General features: G+C 67.9%; 14 protein-coding genes. 8 read left to right on the forward strand and 6 right to left on the reverse strand.

Annotation, left to right across the window (positions count from 1 at the left end; genetic code table 11):
• Window positions 1-211: 211 nt before the first annotated feature.
• Window positions 212-1,156: a malate dehydrogenase gene (mdh, locus tag KOR34_RS22855; protein ID WP_146568442.1), complete on the reverse strand. Its 945-nt coding sequence runs from the start codon at window positions 1,154-1,156 to the stop codon at window positions 212-214.
• A 319-nt stretch (window positions 1,157-1,475) separates the two neighbouring features.
• Between mdh and flhA the strand changes: the two genes are divergently transcribed.
• The 7 genes from flhA to KOR34_RS22890 all read left to right on the forward strand — a co-directional run bounded on the left by flhA (window position 1,476) and on the right by KOR34_RS22890 (window position 8,619).
• A complete protein-coding gene (gene flhA, locus KOR34_RS22860; RefSeq protein ID WP_146568443.1) occupies window positions 1,476-3,560 on the forward strand; it encodes a flagellar biosynthesis protein FlhA in 2,085 nt (694 codons plus the stop codon).
• Window positions 3,561-3,620: 60 nt separating this feature from the next.
• A complete protein-coding gene (gene flhF / locus KOR34_RS22865) occupies window positions 3,621-4,793 on the forward strand; it encodes a flagellar biosynthesis protein FlhF (protein ID WP_146568444.1) in 1,173 nt (390 codons plus the stop codon).
• A complete protein-coding gene (locus KOR34_RS22870) occupies window positions 4,793-5,641 on the forward strand; it encodes a MinD/ParA family ATP-binding protein (protein WP_146568445.1) in 849 nt (282 codons plus the stop codon). The genes flhF and KOR34_RS22870 overlap by 1 nt, the downstream gene beginning before the upstream one ends.
• A gap of 166 nt (window positions 5,642-5,807) precedes the next feature.
• Window positions 5,808-6,044: a hypothetical protein gene (locus KOR34_RS22875; protein ID WP_146568446.1), complete on the forward strand. Its 237-nt coding sequence runs from the start codon at window positions 5,808-5,810 to the stop codon at window positions 6,042-6,044.
• A gap of 202 nt (window positions 6,045-6,246) precedes the next feature.
• A complete protein-coding gene (locus KOR34_RS22880) occupies window positions 6,247-7,008 on the forward strand; it encodes a FliA/WhiG family RNA polymerase sigma factor (RefSeq protein WP_146568526.1) in 762 nt (253 codons plus the stop codon).
• Window positions 7,009-7,261: 253 nt separating this feature from the next.
• Window positions 7,262-8,242, forward strand: coding sequence for an HD-GYP domain-containing protein (locus KOR34_RS22885; RefSeq protein ID WP_146568447.1), 981 nt, complete (start codon window positions 7,262-7,264; stop codon window positions 8,240-8,242).
• Window positions 8,212-8,619 carry a PilZ domain-containing protein gene (locus KOR34_RS22890; RefSeq protein WP_146568448.1) on the forward strand — a complete coding sequence of 136 codons (408 nt, stop codon included), beginning with the start codon at window positions 8,212-8,214 and terminating at the stop codon, window positions 8,617-8,619. Before KOR34_RS22885 ends, KOR34_RS22890 begins: the two co-directional genes overlap by 31 nt.
• A 315-nt stretch (window positions 8,620-8,934) precedes the next feature.
• Here KOR34_RS22890 and KOR34_RS22895 read toward each other — a convergent pair whose 3' ends face one another.
• From KOR34_RS22895 to KOR34_RS22905, 3 genes are all read right to left on the reverse strand, one after another.
• The gene (locus tag KOR34_RS22895; RefSeq protein WP_197531679.1) at window positions 8,935-9,726 is read right to left on the reverse strand and encodes a carboxypeptidase-like regulatory domain-containing protein; all 792 of its coding nucleotides are present in this window, start codon (window positions 9,724-9,726) and stop codon (window positions 8,935-8,937) included.
• A gap of 126 nt (window positions 9,727-9,852) precedes the next feature.
• Window positions 9,853-10,599 carry a dioxygenase family protein gene (locus KOR34_RS22900; protein ID WP_146568450.1) on the reverse strand — a complete coding sequence of 249 codons (747 nt, stop codon included), beginning with the start codon at window positions 10,597-10,599 and terminating at the stop codon, window positions 9,853-9,855.
• A gap of 134 nt (window positions 10,600-10,733) precedes the next feature.
• The gene (locus tag KOR34_RS22905; RefSeq protein ID WP_146568451.1) at window positions 10,734-12,575 is read right to left on the reverse strand and encodes an outer membrane protein assembly factor BamB family protein; all 1,842 of its coding nucleotides are present in this window, start codon (window positions 12,573-12,575) and stop codon (window positions 10,734-10,736) included.
• Window positions 12,576-12,788: 213 nt separating this feature from the next.
• Between KOR34_RS22905 and KOR34_RS22910 the strand changes: the two genes are divergently transcribed.
• On the forward strand, window positions 12,789-13,397 hold the full coding sequence (locus KOR34_RS22910; RefSeq protein WP_146568452.1) for a nitroreductase family protein: 609 nt from the start codon (window positions 12,789-12,791) through the stop codon (window positions 13,395-13,397).
• Window positions 13,398-13,401: 4 nt separating this feature from the next.
• Here the strand turns inward: KOR34_RS22910 and KOR34_RS22915 are convergent, their stop codons facing one another.
• Window positions 13,402-14,427 carry a DUF1559 domain-containing protein gene (locus KOR34_RS22915; RefSeq protein WP_146568453.1) on the reverse strand — a complete coding sequence of 342 codons (1,026 nt, stop codon included), beginning with the start codon at window positions 14,425-14,427 and terminating at the stop codon, window positions 13,402-13,404.
• Window positions 14,428-14,429: 2 nt separating this feature from the next.
• On the reverse strand, window positions 14,430-15,683 hold the full coding sequence (locus KOR34_RS22920; protein WP_146568454.1) for a hypothetical protein: 1,254 nt from the start codon (window positions 15,681-15,683) through the stop codon (window positions 14,430-14,432).
• Between the last annotated feature and the right edge of the window lie 98 nt (window positions 15,684-15,781).

Consider the following 15,781-nt stretch of genomic DNA (forward strand, 5'->3'; position numbering starts at 1 on the left):
GACGCGGCGCCGGCTATTGTGGCGGGGTCATGGTCACCTCGGTGGGGTACGCTCGGTGCGGCCGACGACAGCCACGAGGGCGTCGTCGACCGGTTTCAGCAACCGCGAAGGGCGACAATAAATCAGTCCGCTGAGGGTGTCAACGGAAACGCGGGCCGCGGGATACGCAAGCACACCAGGCGGCGCCAGCCGTGCTGGCGCCGCTAGCTGCCTACACGAGGGTGGCCATCGTTTCGACGAGCTCTTTGACCGCGTCGACGCTCTTCTGGAAAGCGGCCTTCTCGGTGTCGGTGAGTTCGAGCTCGACAATCTTCTCAACCCCGCCAGTGCCCAAGACTACCGGCACCCCGACGTAGAAGCCGCCGACACCGTACTCCTTGTCGCAGTAGGCGGCGCAGGGGATGAGCCGCTTCTTGTCGCGGATGATGGCCTCGACCATCTGGGCGGTGGCGCCGGCCGGGGCGTAGTAGGCGCTGCCGGTCTTCAAGAGTCCAACGATCTCGGCGCCGCCCTTGCGGGCGCGGTCGACGATCTCGTCTAGCCGCTTCGGGTCGATCAGCTGCGTGACCGGGATGCCGCCGACCGAGGTGCAGCTGGGCATCGGCACCATGGTGTCGCCGTGGCCGCCCATCAAAAGGGCCGAGATGTCCTCCACGCTGACGCCCAGCTCCATGGCGAGGAACGTGCGGTAGCGGGCCGTGTCGAGCACGCCCGCCTGACCGATGACCCGCTGGTGGGGGAAGCCGGTGACCTTCTGCGCCTGCTGGACCATGGCGTCCAGAGGGTTGCTGACCACGATTACCACGGCGTCGGGGCTGGTGGCTTTCACCTGCTCGCACACGCTGGTCATGATCTTGGCGTTGGTGGCCAGCAGGTCGTCGCGGCTCATGCCGGGCTTGCGGGGGATGCCGGCCGTGATGACCACGACGTCGCTGCCGGCGGTGTCGGCGTAGTCGTTGGTGCCCACCACGTTGGAGTCGAAGCCGAAGATCGGCGACGCCTGCATCAGGTCCAACGCCTTTCCACGGGGCATGTCGGCGAAGTCGCCAGGGATGTCCAACAGCACGATGTCCCCCAACTCGGCGGCGGCGCACCAGTGGGCACAGGTGGCGCCTACATTGCCAGCGCCAACAATGGTGATCTTCGCTCGTTTCATCGGGGGGCCTCGTTATTGCAAGGTGAAGACGCGCCTGTCGACGACGCTGTCATTGGTTTCAGCAGTCGAGTATCCCGCGAGGCGCCGGCGGCTTCAAGTGCTTGACATCCGGAGCGGATCCGCTCCTGCACGGGCATTCTGGCTAGGGCGGTCCGCTATCGCCGGCCGTGCTAGCGGCGCGTCCCGACGCCGGGCCGCGCCGGACCCATTGTTAAGGCCTGCTCTGGACACCCCCGACGCGGTTGGGTAACGTCCCGCCCTCTTCCACTGGATAGGCGCCGCCACGGATGGCGACGCGGAGAGCTTGGAGTTTTGAACTATGGCCAGTGGCGCCGCAGCGGACCAAGGATGGCTCCGCCGTGCCCAAGACCTGATCCTGCCGGTAGCCATTATCGCCAGCGTGCTGGTGATCATGGCGCCGCTCCCGCCCGCGTTGATGGACGTCCTCCTGGCGGCCAACATCACGGTGTCGGTCATCGTGCTGCTGACGACCATCTACGTCCGCACGCCGCTGGAATTCAGCATCTTCCCGTCGCTGCTGCTCGCGACCACGCTCGCCCGGCTGGTGCTCAACGTCGCGACAACGCGGCTCATACTGACGGGCGCGCCGCGCCTTAAGGAGCACGCGGCCGGCGACGTGATCATGGCGTTCAGCGACTTCGTCGCCGGCGGCGACCGGATTGTGGTGGGCCTGATCATCTTCTCGATCATCATCATCATCCAGTTCGTGGTGATCACCAAAGGCGCCACCCGCATCAGTGAAGTGGCGGCGCGGTTCGCGCTCGACGGCATGCCCGGCAAGCAGATGGCGATCGACGCCGACCTGAACGCCGGCATCATCGACGAGCGGCAGGCCAAGGCCCGCCGAGAGGAGATCACCGAGCAGGCCGACTTCTTCGGCGCCATGGACGGCGCCAGCAAGTTCGTCCGCGGCGACGCCGTGGCCGGCATCATCATCACCGTGGTCAACGTGCTGGGCGGCCTAATCATCGGCGTCGCGCAGGAGGGCATGTCGCTGGCCGAGGCCGGCTCGCTCTTCACGCGTCTGACCATCGGCGACGGCCTGGTGAGCCAGGTGCCGGCGTTCCTGATCTCGCTGGCGGCCGCGCTGCTGGTCACCCGCAGCTCGCAAAAATCTAACCTTCCGCAGGAGTTCCTGGGGCAGCTGTTCTCGCGGCCGCAGGCGTTGATGGTCACCGGCGCGTTCCTCGGCGTGCTGATCTTTACGCCGATGCCCCGCATCCCGGTGGCGGCCCTCGGCCTGTCGTGCCTGGGGCTCGCGCACGTTCTCAGCCGCAAGACGGTCGAGGTCGACAAGGCCAAGGAGCAGGCCGAAGCTAAGGAGGCCGCCGCGCCCAAGGAAGAGCGCGTCGAGGACTACCTGGCGGTCGACCCGATGGAGCTCGAGCTGGGCGTGGGGCTCATCCGACTGGCCGACCCCAACCGCGGCGGCGACCTGCTGGACCGCGTGCAGCGGGTGCGGCAGAACGTGGCCGCCGACATCGGCGTGATCATGCCGAAGGTCCGCATCCGCGACAACATGCGGCTGGAGCAGAACCAGTACCGCATCAAGATCGCCGACATGCCGATCGCCACCGACGAGGTCGAGCCCGGCAGCCTGCTGGCCATCGACTCGGGCCTCACCACCGGCCAGGTCGAGGGCGTCGACACGAAGGACCCGGCCTTCGGCACCGACGCCAAGTGGATCTCGCCCGGCCGCCAGGACGAGGCCGAGATGCTCGGCTGGACCGTGGTCGAGCCCGGCGCGGTGCTCGCTACGCACCTCACCGAGATCTGCCGACGGCACGCCGACGAGATCCTGACCCGCGACGCCACCAAACACCTTATCGACGAGCTCAAAGCAACCTCGCCCACCGTTGTTGACGAGCTGATCCCCGGGGTGATGACCCTGGCGGAAGTGCAGACCGTGCTGCAGCACCTGCTGAGGGAGCAGGTTTCAATCAGGCAGCTCTCGACCATCCTCGAGGCGCTCGGCGACAACGGCGCCAAGACCAAGGACCCGGTGCTGCTGACCGAGTTTGTCCGGCACCGATTGGCGCGGCACATCTGCACCCGGTACCGCGACCGAGAGAACCAGCTGCACGTGGTCGCCGTCGACCCGACACTGGAGGACGCGATCCGCGGCGGCTTCGAGCACAACGAACGCGGGTTGTTCATCCGCATGGCGCCGCAGCAGATCGAGGGGCTGGTGGAGAGCCTCCGCGGCGAGCTGCAGAAGCTAACCGTGCAGGGCCACTCGCCCATCGTGCTGGTGAGCCCGCAGATCCGCGCCGCGCTGAAGCAGATGACCGAGTCGCACCTGCCGCAGCTGGTGGTGCTGAGTTTCAACGAGGTCACACGCGACACGAACATCGTCACCCACGGGCTGGTTTCCAGCGCGTAGCGACAGACCCCGCCACCACGACCGATCGCTGCACGCCCCCTACTTCACCTGCACACAGACATGTCCATCAAGACCTACCGCGCCAAGAACATGCGGGACGCGCTCGACCTGATCCGGGCGGACCTGGGGCCCGATGCGGCGGTGCTGCACACGCGTGACGTCCGCCGCGGGCTGCTGGGGCGTTTTTTGCAGAGCAAGATGGTCGAGGTCGCCGCTTCCGCCACGGTCCACGTGCCGAGCCGGTTTGCCGAGCAAACCTCTGACCGCGAGCCGGACCAGTTATCTGAACCGGCGGCCGAACCTGCGCCGTCGCTGCTAGGAACCGACTACCGGGCGCGGTACCGCGAGGCGGTGCGGTTGCAGTCGTCGACCGAGTTAGACGACCTCGGCGCGCGGGTCAAGCAACTCTACGCGGAACCGGGTTCGCCCGACGGCGGCGGGATGCCGGACGCGTGCTTCCACGCGTTCACCGACATGATCGAGGCCGGGATCGACGAGGCCACCTGCCGGAAGCTGCTGGAGCAGGCCCGCCGCGGCGCCCCCGATTCCCACGCGCACGACTACCAAGAACTGCGGGGGCGCCTGGAGCGGCTTATCGCCGAGAGCCTGCCCGTCACCGGCGGCATCCGGCTCGCCGAGGACGCGCGGAGGGTCGTGGCGTTAGTCGGGCCCACGGGCGTCGGTAAGACTACCACCATCGCCAAGCTGGCCGCCAACTTCCGCCTCCGCGAGCACCGCCGCGTTGGGCTCGTGACGGTCGACACCTACCGGGTAGCGGCGGTCGAGCAGCTGCGCACCTACGCCGATATCATCGACCTGCCGATGGAGGTAGTCAGTACGCCGCGCGAGATGCGCGAGGCGATCGCCCGCCTGGCGGACCTCGACCTGGTGCTGGTCGACACCGCCGGCCGCAGCCCGCGCGACGATGTAAAGATTCAAGAGCTCAAGTCGATGCTCGGCGAGGCCCAGCCGGATGAGGTCTGCCTGGTGCTCAGCTGCACGTCGGGCGAGCGGAACCTGGCGGTCACCGCCGAGCGGTTCGCGCCGGCCGGCGTGACCTCGATGATCTACACCAAGCTCGACGAGGCCACCAGCCTGGGGCACCTGCTGCCCGTGACACAGTCGCACGGCCTGCCGATCAGCTACCTGACCGACGGTCAGAACGTGCCCGACGACATCCAGGTCGCCGATTCGAGCAGCCTCGCCCACCGCCTGTTCGAGGTCGCCGCTTGATGAACAGCCAGAACAGGCTCTCCCAGGATCAGGCGGTCGCGTTGCGCCAGTTGGTGCGCGCGGCCCGCGTCGCCGCCGGGCAGCCGGTGGACGGCCCGGCCGCAACAGGCGGCCGCCGCGGGCGGCTGGTGGTGGTGGCGGGCGCCAAGGGCGGCGTTGGCGTGACAACGGCCTCGCTGCTGCTGGCACGCGCGCTCGCCGCGCGGGGAGAACCGACGCTGCTGATTGACGCCAACCTCCGCCAGGCCGACCTGGCGCACGTCGCGCAGGCCCCGATCGACGGCCGACGCGACCTGGCCGACGTGCTGTCGGGCGGATGCCGCACTTCCGACGCTCGGATCCACCTTGAGGCGGGGCTGTCGCTGGTGCCCGGCGCCTGGGCGCCCGCCGCCCAGCCCGACGCCAACGCCGAGGCGGTCCGCCGCTGGCTGGAGGACCTGGACGGACTCACCGCCGCGGGCGAGCACGTGGTGCTGGATGTTGGCGTGGGGGTCAAGCCGTGGACCGAGCCGCTGTGGCGCCGCGCGACGCAAGCGGTGCTGGTCTCCACGCCCGACAAGCTGGCGGTGCTGGACGCGTACGCCGTCACGAAGCTGGCCCGTGGCGAGGGCATTGATACTCCGATCGGCCTGCTCGTGACGCGGGCCGGCGACCTGGCGACCGCACAGTCTGTGCACCGTCGCGTGGACGAAACCTGCCGGCGGTTCCTGGGCGGTGAGATGCCGCTGGTTGGGTGGTCGCCGGACGACCCGCGGCTGGCGGCCGACGCTCGTGGCGCGTCGCTGCGGCACGCCCAGGCGTGGACCCAGCAGCTGGCGGCCCGGCCCGCCGCGGCCCGCGCCGCGTAGGCGCCACGCAGAAGCAAACGATTCAAACAGTTTCCGCAGCGAATTGCCATGAAGCCTCAAGCCACGACAGTCCTCGAGCCGATAGAGCTTGAAGAGCCATTACCGCGCCCGGGCGCGTTAATCTGGCTCGACTGGATCGAGTTTGACGCCACCAGAGATCGGATTCATGGCGCGGGACTACGCCGGATACCTGGGGTGCCTTGGCATGATTGTCGCGCTGCTGCGTGGCGCCGTGCACGGGGCCGGGATCGATGGGACGATCCTCCAGGGAGTGGCGAGCCTGGCGGCATTTGCTGCGGTGGGCGCCGTGATCGGCGCGATCGCAGAGACGGTCGTGGACGAGTCGGTCAAGACTCAACTCGAGAAGCAACTGGCCGAGGCGGACCCCGCCGAGGCCGCGTGACAGGCATCGACTCTAGCACCTACGGCCGCGGCCGGCGGTGATACAACCAGACGCGTCGGCTTGCCGCCGACGCCCGCGGCCGCACGGAGCGCGGCGCGGATAGCTCATCATGGAGGATTGCATGGCAACCACGTTCGCCAACGCACAAGACCAAGACGCCATCGACGCACGCCAGGCCGCCAAGGAGGCCCGCCGAGCCGAGATGCTCGTGGTCTGGAAAGAATACAAGGCCAACCCCGACAGCAAACCGCTCCGCAACCAGCTCGTCGAGGAGTACCTGCCGCTGGTCAAGTACAACGGCGAGCGGATCTGGAGCCGCCTGCCGGACGGCGTTGAGCTGGACGACCTGATCTCCGCCGGCGTGTTCGGCCTGATGGACGCTATCAACGCGTTCGACCTGGACCGCGGCGTCAAGTTCGAGACCTACTGCGTCCCCCGCATCCGCGGCGCCATGCTGGACGAGCTCCGCAGCATGGACTGGGTGCCCCGCTTGGTCCGCAGCAAGGCCAGCAAGCTCAACGAGGCGGTCAAGAAGCTCGAGGCCAAGCACGGCCGATCCCCAACCGAGATCGAGCTCGCCGAGCACATGGGCCTGTCGGTCCAGGAGCTCGAGAAGATGATCCAGGAGGCCAACGCGGTCAACCTGATCAGCCTCAACAAGAAGTGGTACGAGACCGACAGCTACAAGGACGTCCGCGAGATCGACATCCTCGAGGACAAGAAGGGCGAGGACCCCACCCGCCGCGTGCAGAAGTCGGACCTGATGCGGCTGGTCACCAAGGGCCTCAACCGCAACGAGCGGCTGATCATCATCCTCTACTACTACGAGGAGCTCACGATGAAGGAGATCGGCGCCACGCTCGACCTCTCCGAGAGCCGCGTCAGCCAGATGCACTCGGCCATCGTGCAGCGGCTGCAGGGCCAGCTGGGCCGCCGCCGCCCCGAGTTCGGCGCCGCGGGCTAGCGGCAGCCCCGCCAAGCGATCAACCTATTCGGACAACCACACGCCCCCTGCTTTGCGGCAGGGGGCGTGTTCTTGTTGGGGTTGGAGCAGATGCGCCGGCCGCGACGGCGGCCGAATGACGCCAGCTAGCGCCACCCGCAACAGCCGAACTGCTGGTGGCAGCGAAGCCCACAATCCGGTCGCTTCAGATGCTTCGGTTACCCGCTGTGTTCTATGCTCCAGGTAGATAATCCTGACGCCAGGAGCACGCAGCATGGCCACGCTCGCCCCCACGCCAACCCCAACCAGCACACCCGACGGCTACCTCGCGCTGTCGTCGGGGCTGCTGCGCATGTCGGACAAGGCGCTGGCGTCGTACTACTGCTTGGCGGACGGCGCCCGCACGCCCGAGCTGCTCTGCAACCGCGGGCACAAGCTGTCCGACGATGCGCTTGCTCGGCTTGTCGACGGCGGCGCGGGCCGGGTGCTGGTGCCCGAACGCGAGTTCGTCACGCTTGGCGAGCGGCTGCTCGGCAAGACCTCGGCGGTGCTGTCCGACACGAGGCTGTCGCAGGCCGAACGGTTCTCGTTGCTGCTGGCCGCCCGCACCAACGAGGTCGAGACCGTTCAGCGGCTGCTGAAGCCCGTGCGGCTGATCGAGGTGTGCAAGCGGATCGCCGAGGACGTCTACGACCTGCTGCACGCGGGGAAGGTCTGCCCGGTTGAGATGTTCCACGCCCCGCGGTTCGGTTCACGCTGGCTGGTGCACGCGGCGAATGTCTGTTGCTACAGCGTGCTGTTAGGCATCGCCCGGGGATTCGACGACCAAGACGACCTGCGCCGGCTGGCCGTGGCGGCCATGCTGCACGACCTTGGTCAGAGGTGCGACGGCGGCAAGGAGCAGGTGAAGCTCAGCAAGGAAGAACGGCAAGAACAGCACTTCTCGCACCCGCAGCGCGGATTCGAGGAGCTGCTCGACGACAGCGACCTCGACCAGCGCCAGCTGCTCGTGGTGTACCAGCACCACGAGTCCCTGGACGGCAGCGGGTTCCCGGTCGGAATCGACCAGAGCGAGATCTGCCCGTGGGCCATGCTGGTGAAGGTAGTGGACACGTTCGACGAACTAACTTCCGACGCCCCCGGCGGCGGCAGGCTGACCGCCGAGGAGGCGTTCCGCAAGCTGCGTGACGAGTCGGGCGGCGCGTTTGACACGGAGATGGTCCGATGCTGGACGCAGGTGATGAGCAGAGCGTGATCGACACGCTGTGGACCGCGGCCGAACTCTACGCCGAGGTCCCCGCGCAGGACCGGCGGTCCTGGCAGAACAACGCGACCACGCCGACGCGTTTTGACTCGCGGCGGACGTACGGACGCTACACCTACGGCCGCCGATCGATCCTGCTCCTGGACGGCAAGACCCACGGCGTGTACGTGAACGATGTGTCGCGGAACGGCATTGGCTTCTTCTCGCCGGTCCAGCTGTTCCCAGGCCACAAGTACTGGCTGGTCCTGCCCGGGCCCAAGAAGGCGCAGGTCGACATCCGCCGCTGCCGGCGGGTCGGCGAGAGCAGCTACCGCTGCGGCGCCGCGTTCGTGGACAGCGAGTTCACCCCGCCCGAGGGGTTGGGTTAGGCGGCGCACCGAGGGGCGGCAATCGCTGCAATGTGGGTCTTGCCCACACAGGCGGGCCCGTACGACTGCCGATAGCCATTTGCAGGACGGAAGAGGTCGTTTGCGCCGGTCGAAGCTCCAGGGAGGGGGATCCGGGATGAAGAACCCGCTTAAGCAACTCGCCGCGATCTTGCTGGTTGCGGGCGGTTGCCTAGCCGCCAGCGGCTGCCACCTGTGCCCCGACTGCCTGCGGCCGCCGACGCCGTACCCGTTGGACGGATGCGCCAGCGGTGGGAGCTGCTCGGTTGGTAGCCGTGGCAATTAGTGGCGCATGTATCACTGGCGCGGCGAGCCGATCTGGTGTCGCCAGCCCACCGCGTCCGCTACCCGCACGGGGGTCGGCTGCGACTCTGCAGACGACTCTAAGGGAATATCGACGGGCGCAAGAATACCTCCCCACGTCCGGTGGGGGTCGATCGGCTGCGGCGGCGACAAGCGTAGCCTCACCGCATCCGCGGGGGCGCGTAACTCTACGCAACCTTGTTGACTGACCTGCGCCGACTGGCGCCTCATGGCGACCCGCTCTTCGCCGTACTGCGGAACATACTCAACAGCGAATGGCTGGTCGAAGTCCAGAGGTTTCCCTGAATCCGAGTCGACAAGTTGGATACGGAATCGCCGACCGGCGCTCACCCTGACGTTAGCTTGGTGCTCCTGCCGAACGTCCGTGGCGTCGACCCAGGTGGCCATGGTCGCGAGCAGCTTGGGCGCTGTGTCCGGCTTGGCCGCGGACGACTCGAAGGCGTCGCCCCAGGGGTTCGCCTGAATCAGGTAAGTCTGCGCGGGCACGCCATCGAAGCGGTACCTGCCGGCGTCGTCGGTCTTGGTCGCCGATAGGACGGAGTCTTTCGACTCTTTGCGGTGTTGGCAGTACGCAGAATGCCAGTCCGTACTGCTCTCAAAGTTGGCCCGATCGGGGACCGACCAAAGAAGCACCTGCATGCCGGCGACCGGATGGTCGTGATCGTCAACGACCCGGCCGTGGACATCCACACCTAACGCGGCCCGGGCGACAATGAGTGAAACGGCGACCGCCGCCAGGACTCGGAAGGGGTGTGCGTGCGCCATGACAATCGTCGCTCCTTCGGTGCGCGGGGGGATGCGGGCGAGAGGCCCGGTCCCGGCGATTGTAACCGCCATACCCTGCTGGACAGAGAGCAGCGACCCGAGCGACGCTAGCGGCAGCGGCGTGCGTCAGGGTTGGCGTCGTGAGCCCCGCCCACTGCCGTATTCTGGCCGGGCCACAACGCCGGGGAACTTGCCCTCCTCGTTCTCGGCCGGCGTGTGCCCGAGCACCAGGTCACACTCGGCTGACAACTCGCCGAGCTTCGAGCCCTCGATCGGCCGGAAGTCGACGACTACGCGGTCGCGTTGCGCCTCGGTTAGTCCGCGGAGGATGCCGTCCCGCTGGTTCTGCGCCTCGCCCTTGACGAAGAATTGCGAGGTCAGCACGCGGCGGCCATTCTGGCTGACCGCTACGTGGATGTGCGGCGTGCGTCCGGGGTAGGGGACCGGCTTGATGGTGCGGAAGTAGTACCGCCCCTTGGCGTCGGTCAGGAACCGGCCGTAGCCCTGGAAGCTCTTGTCGCGATTGCCCGCGCCGTCGGAACCGGAGTGCAGGTAGACGCCGTGGTTATCGACCTGCCAGATCTCGATCACCGCATTGCGGAGCGGCTCGCCCGCGGCGCTCAGCGCCCGGCCGGACAGGTGGGTGATCTGACCGACCGCGTGGTCGATCGCGTCGTTTACGATCAACAGGTCGTTGTCGGTGTCTAGCGGCAGGCGGTCCGGGTAGAACGGGCCCTCGGTCATCCGTGGCGTCGCGACAAGGTCGGCCAGCGCCTCGCTAGATAGCGCCGACAGGCCCGCCGAAGCGGCCGCCAGCCGGGCCGTGTTCTGAAGAAACGTTCGCCGTGAGGGCCCAAGGCAGCTTCGGTCCATCATCGAATCCTGTTCGTGAGGGTAGTGGGGGCGACGCGTGCGGTGACTAAACCCCGCCCGACACGGCAGGCGCCGCGGCCGCGGGGCTGGGCGGTACGGGTTCCAGTTGCGAAACGCATCGCAGCCCCTGGATTCTACCGCGATACACCATCGCCGGTCGAACGCGTCGCGATGTCGAGCGCCGGCAGCTGGTAGCAGGCGGCCTCCACCCCGTTGCGCACGTACAGCCGTCCGTGGGCGAGCACCGGATGGTTCCAGGTCTTGCCCTCGAGGACCTTCATGCGGCTCAGCTCCTGGGGCCCGTCGGGTCTCGGCGCAAGCAGCACCAACTCGCCCGTGTGTTCGGTCATCACCAGCAGCGCGCCGGACCGCTCCGCGAGCACGACCTGGCCGCATCCAAACTGTGTTTGCCGGCGGGTCCGCTTCGGCCAAGCAAGCTTGCCGGTGCGGACGTCCAGGCAGGTGAAGAACTTGTCGTCGAAGCCGTAGACATAACCGTCGTGATGCACGCAGTCATTGAAGTACGGGCGCAGGTTGCGGCTCTGCCACAGGGTGTCGGTCTTCCATTCGCCGGTATCCTGGCTGACCTGGATGCCGTGGGCGCCGAACCCGTAGCCCGAAGCCAGCACGACCGTTTCGTCGTCGACGATGATCGGCTGGGCGATGCGCGGGAACTCGCCGGTAGGCCACTCGTAGAACCACAGCCGCTCGCCCGTGGCGGGGGCGAGCGACTCGAGGCCGGCGTTCGACGCGCACAGCACCTGGTCGACGCCGCCCAGACTTGCCAATACCGGCGTGCAGTACGCGTGATTGCCGACGCCCGCCGTCCAGGCTGGCTCGCCGGTGTCGCTGTGGTAGGCGATGACGGCCTGGCTGGCGGCGTCTGACGACTCGCCGGTTGGGTCGGGGTTGCCGACGTAGACGATCGCCAACGCGGCCCCGTCGTGTGGGACCAGCAGCAGGCTGCTTGCGAAGCCCCATTCGGGCGGTGTGTCGCGGGGAAGGTCCGTGGTCAGCTGTCGGCGCCAGCCCACGGCGCCGGTCGCGGCGTCCAGACGCATCACCGCGCCCGCCGCGCCGCACGAGAAGATGGCGCCTTCGTAGAAGCTGGGGGTCGCTAGCGGGCCGACGCCCGACTCCACCTTGTAGAAACGCGCGTCTGTCGTGGCGGCCCACGCCTCGTCGCCCGTGTTGCCGTTGTAGCAGACGGTCGCCTCCTGCTCGCCGCGTTGCTCTTGGGTGTAGAGCCGGTCTCCGATCACGGCGAATGACGACCAGCCGGGTCCGACCCGCCGCCGCCACAGCTGCTTGGGGGCGTGCAGGTTCCAGTCGGTGGGGAAGGGGGGGCCGTGGTACACGGCGTCCTGCTGCGGGCCGCGGAAGCACGGCCAGTCGCCCTCGGCGAGCGTGACCGTTCCTTGCGACTCCTCCAGGCTGACGCCGCTAACGCCTTCTTGCTGGCCTCGCTGCGCCAGGAAAACCTCTTCGGCGGTGGGCAGGCCCCGCCAGGACAGTTGGAGGGCCATCCTCCCGTCGCTGCCGTCGACGCGGACGCCGGACCAAACCACCACCGCCATCAGCATCCACGCGGCCACGACCCACCTCGCCATACCCCAAGGGAGCGACTTGGACAGCAGCATCCCGAACGTGACTGCGGTGAACACCCCCGGCAACAGCAGCACCAGCATCGGCATGAACTGGCCGGCCGTGTGGTGGAACGTGAACTGCACTCCCGCCACCAGCGCCCCGATCATCAGGAGCACGCCGCTGACGCGGTCCGCCACCGTGACCCGGCTGAACGCGAGCCACCATCCGGCGTACGCGAGCATTGCGCCGCCCAGACCAACCATCAAAAACCACACGGTGGTCATGCTGAACTGCGTCAACCGCGTCGGCAAGATGGCGCTGGCCCACATCACTAGCACCAGCAACACCGGCACGCGCAGACGCAGGGGGTTCTCGTTCGCTGACGACATACGCGACGCGTCCTTGAGTCGTGGGGGAATCGGGCGGGTGGGGGCCGTGGCGTCCAACGCCGACGAGGCAGTTCATTGTACGGCCAGACGCCAGGTTCCGCACTATCCGGCGCCGCCTCCCCTGGTGGAGGCGGTTTCCAGCGGGGGGGACGCGTCTATAATCTGCGGCGCCACCCCAACCCCCGCCGTTTCTCCCAGCAAGGAACACCCCCAATGGACACCCTGTCCGCGATCGAACAACGCCGCTCGGTCAAGCACTACGACGCCGGTTTCGAGATGCCCGCAGCGGACGTGCAGCGTCTGCTGGACCTGGCGCTGCTGTCACCCACCTCGTTCAATATCCAGAACTGGCGGTTTGTTGTGGTGCGGGACCCCGAGCTGAAAAAGAAGGTTCGCGCCGCCGCCTGGGACCAGGCCCAGGTCGAAGAGGCGCAGCTGACCCTTCTGCTTTGTGGTGACCTCCGCAGTTGGGACGAAGACCCGGGGCGGTACTGGCGGAATGCGCCGGAGTCGGCTCAGCAGCAGATCGTGCCGATGATCCGCGAGTTCTACCAGTCGCGCGGCGAGCAGACGCAGCGTGACGAGGTCATGCGCAGCTGTGGCATCGCGGCCCAGACGCTGATGCTGGCGGCCAAGAGCATGGGGTACGACAGCTGCCCTATGATCGGGTTCGACCCGGAGAAGGTGGCCGAGCTGATCAACCTGCCCGAGGGTCACGTGATCGGCATGATGCTGGTGATCGGCAAGGCGGCGCAGCCCGCCCGGCCCCGCGGCGGGCAGCTTCCGAAGGAAGAGGTCGTGGTAACCGACCGGTTCGCCTGAGCGACTACTCGACCTCGCCGCCCTGGATGGTCGCCATCGCCTGCCATACCGCCAAGTCGATAGCGTCGTTCACGTAGCGGACGCTGCCGTCGGCCATGGCGGCGTTGACGCCGCTGGGGTGCAGGCTGCGCGCGGCCCGCCAGCCGTAGGGCGTGTAACGCTGCGAGTGCGACCCCCCCAGCAGCACCGACACGCAGTCGTGCGTTGGCGAGTTGGGCGTGTCGTGGTGGTTGTACAGGCCGCAGCGGAACTCGCCGTTCGCCCAAGAGAAGCCGCGCGGGTCGCTGAAGTTCCACTGCCCGCTGGCGGCGCACATCGATTCGGTCAGCGGCGCGCGGAACACGAACTTGTAGTCGGTCCGCGGGTCTCGGGAAGTCGAGTCGGGGACCCCCAGCACGCTCTCGGCGAACAGCACGGTCTTGCTGAGGCCGTCGGTAATCTCGGCGGGGCGGGTGCTCGAGTTGACCGCGAAGGGGCCGTCGGTCACGCGGGGCGAGCCGCTTGCGCCGCCCGTGCCGGTGTTGGCCGCGTAATTAGTGGGCCCGAAGTCGGGGTGCAGCCGCAGCCGGCTGTCGGACGGGCAGAGGAACTCGGGCACTACCTGCCGCACGGCGGCCACGTTCTCGTCCGTTACCTCGCCGCCCAGGTTCTTGTACAGCGGGCGCGTGAGGTCGAGCGACCGATAGAGCGAGTCGCCCTCCATGTGCGGCAGCAGCTGCGCCAGCGCCGACCAGCGGAAGAACGTCCACTCGCGGATCGCCAGGTCTTCGGGCGGGGGCTTGGCGACCGAGCCCGCCGGCAGGCCGCCATTGGCTTGCAGGTGGTTCTGGGCGGCCAGGCAGGTCTGACGGAGGTTGTTGGCGCACGAGCCACGGCGGGCCGCTTCGCGGGCAATCTGTACCGCCGGCAGCAGCAACGCGATTAGCACGCCTACAATCGCGATCACCACCAGCAGCTCGACCAGCGTGAAGCCAGACCGGTCGCCGGTGTGGCAGCGCAGCTTCGTCGATCGGGCGGCGGTGGTCGGCATGGCTACCGGCGGCGGGGGAGGGCGGCGCCGGCCACGGCGGCGGCCAGCAGGACGAACGCGGCGGGCTCGGGCGCTGCACTCAAGGCGACGCCCGCCGCGGCGTTGTCCCGCCACAGGGTGTAGTCGGCCGCGTCGATGAGGCCGTCGCCGTTGCCGTCGGCGTTGCTGAACGGAGTGACCCGGCGGCCGTAGGCGGCGCGCCAGGCGGCGTAGTCGGCCTCGTCCACGAGGCCGTCACGGTTGTAGTCGCCTGCGACGTCCACCAGTCCGGGGACCAGCGTCATCGCGCCAAGCGGCGACTGGCCGATCGCCATTCGCTCGACCAGATCTCCGGCGGCGTCGTAGCGGAGCAGCTCACCGTAGTTCTGATCGGCGCCTTGGAACACGCTGGAGATGCCGAGCGTGACGGCCAACACATCGCCTTCCGGGGTGCGCACCAGGTCGGACCCAAAGTTCACCGGACCGAACGAGCCGGTGGGGAGGTTGTTCAGGTCGACGCTGTCGGGGAACGGGATCGCGGCAAAGTCGCCCGCGTAGGTCCCGTCGGCCGTAAAGCTCACAATACGGTTGCTAAAGAGGTCGGCGATCATGAAGCTGTCGTCATCGTTGACCAGCATGCCGTTGGGACCGAACAGCGTGCTCGCCGACTCATCGACAAGCTTTGTCGGGGGCGTACCCGCGCCGACGTACACCGCGTTCTGATCGGGGACCTGATCCTGTTCGGGGAAGAAGCTGGTGGACAGCAGCGTGCCGTCGGCTCGGAAGCCGAGGCCGCCGACGCCGATCAGCCCATCGACCGGGGTGTCGACCAGCGAGCCATCGGCCGGGTTGTAGCGGTGCACGCGCGTGCCGGCGTTGTCGCCAACGTAGAGCATCCCATCGGGGCCGATCTTGATCGTTCCCGGTGACGCGGCGATCGGTTCGCCCCCTTCTTCGGCCGGCGGGTTGTCCGGCAGCTGGGCGAAGTAGCCCCCGTTGATCGGCGCTCCGGTCGCCAGGTCGAACTGCAGGATTGACCCCGTGAAGCCGCTGGTGATGTACACCACCCCGGCGTCGCTCACCGCGACGCCCGACAGCAGGCCGCCCAGCATCGTGGCGTCGATCTCCCAGCCGGGCGTCACCTCACCGGTCAGCTCGTCCATGCGGACGACCCGGCCCTCGAAGGTGCGGGTGACGAGCACGTCGGCTGTCGCGCGGGTCGACACCAGAGGAAAAGCCAGCAGGGCAATGCAGCAGCAGCGTACAGCGGTTCGCACAATCAGCCTCACGGGAAATCTAGGGTGCAGACTCTTCAGGCGGGGACGGCGCGCAGCCACCCCGGGGTTAAACACGCTGGCGGTTGCGGGGCGCCGGT

The sequence above is a fragment of the Posidoniimonas corsicana genome (genome assembly GCF_007859765.1).
In the GTDB taxonomy this organism is placed as follows: Bacteria; Planctomycetota; Planctomycetia; order Pirellulales; family Lacipirellulaceae; genus Posidoniimonas; species Posidoniimonas corsicana.

Bases quoted from the DNA above. Each gene is read 5' to 3' on its own strand.
- KOR34_RS22875 (WP_146568446.1), top strand. From the start codon at position 5,808: ATGGCGCGGGACTACGCCGGATACCTGGGGTGCCTTGGCATGATTGTC.
- KOR34_RS22885 (WP_146568447.1), top strand. From the start codon at position 7,262: ATGGCCACGCTCGCCCCCACGCCAACCCCAACCAGCACACCCGACGGC.
- KOR34_RS22915 (WP_146568453.1), bottom strand. From the start codon at position 14,427: ATGCCGACCACCGCCGCCCGATCGACGAAGCTGCGCTGCCACACCGGC.
- flhA (WP_146568443.1), top strand. From the start codon at position 1,476: ATGGCCAGTGGCGCCGCAGCGGACCAAGGATGGCTCCGCCGTGCCCAA.
- KOR34_RS22870 (WP_146568445.1), top strand. From the start codon at position 4,793: ATGAACAGCCAGAACAGGCTCTCCCAGGATCAGGCGGTCGCGTTGCGC.
- mdh (WP_146568442.1), bottom strand. From the start codon at position 1,156: ATGAAACGAGCGAAGATCACCATTGTTGGCGCTGGCAATGTAGGCGCC.
- KOR34_RS22880 (WP_146568526.1), top strand. From the start codon at position 6,247: ATGCTCGTGGTCTGGAAAGAATACAAGGCCAACCCCGACAGCAAACCG.
- KOR34_RS22895 (WP_197531679.1), bottom strand. From the start codon at position 9,726: ATGGCGCACGCACACCCCTTCCGAGTCCTGGCGGCGGTCGCCGTTTCA.
- KOR34_RS22910 (WP_146568452.1), top strand. From the start codon at position 12,789: ATGGACACCCTGTCCGCGATCGAACAACGCCGCTCGGTCAAGCACTAC.
- flhF (WP_146568444.1), top strand. From the start codon at position 3,621: ATGTCCATCAAGACCTACCGCGCCAAGAACATGCGGGACGCGCTCGAC.
- KOR34_RS22890 (WP_146568448.1), top strand. From the start codon at position 8,212: ATGCTGGACGCAGGTGATGAGCAGAGCGTGATCGACACGCTGTGGACC.
- KOR34_RS22905 (WP_146568451.1), bottom strand. From the start codon at position 12,575: ATGTCGTCAGCGAACGAGAACCCCCTGCGTCTGCGCGTGCCGGTGTTG.
- KOR34_RS22900 (WP_146568450.1), bottom strand. From the start codon at position 10,599: ATGGACCGAAGCTGCCTTGGGCCCTCACGGCGAACGTTTCTTCAGAAC.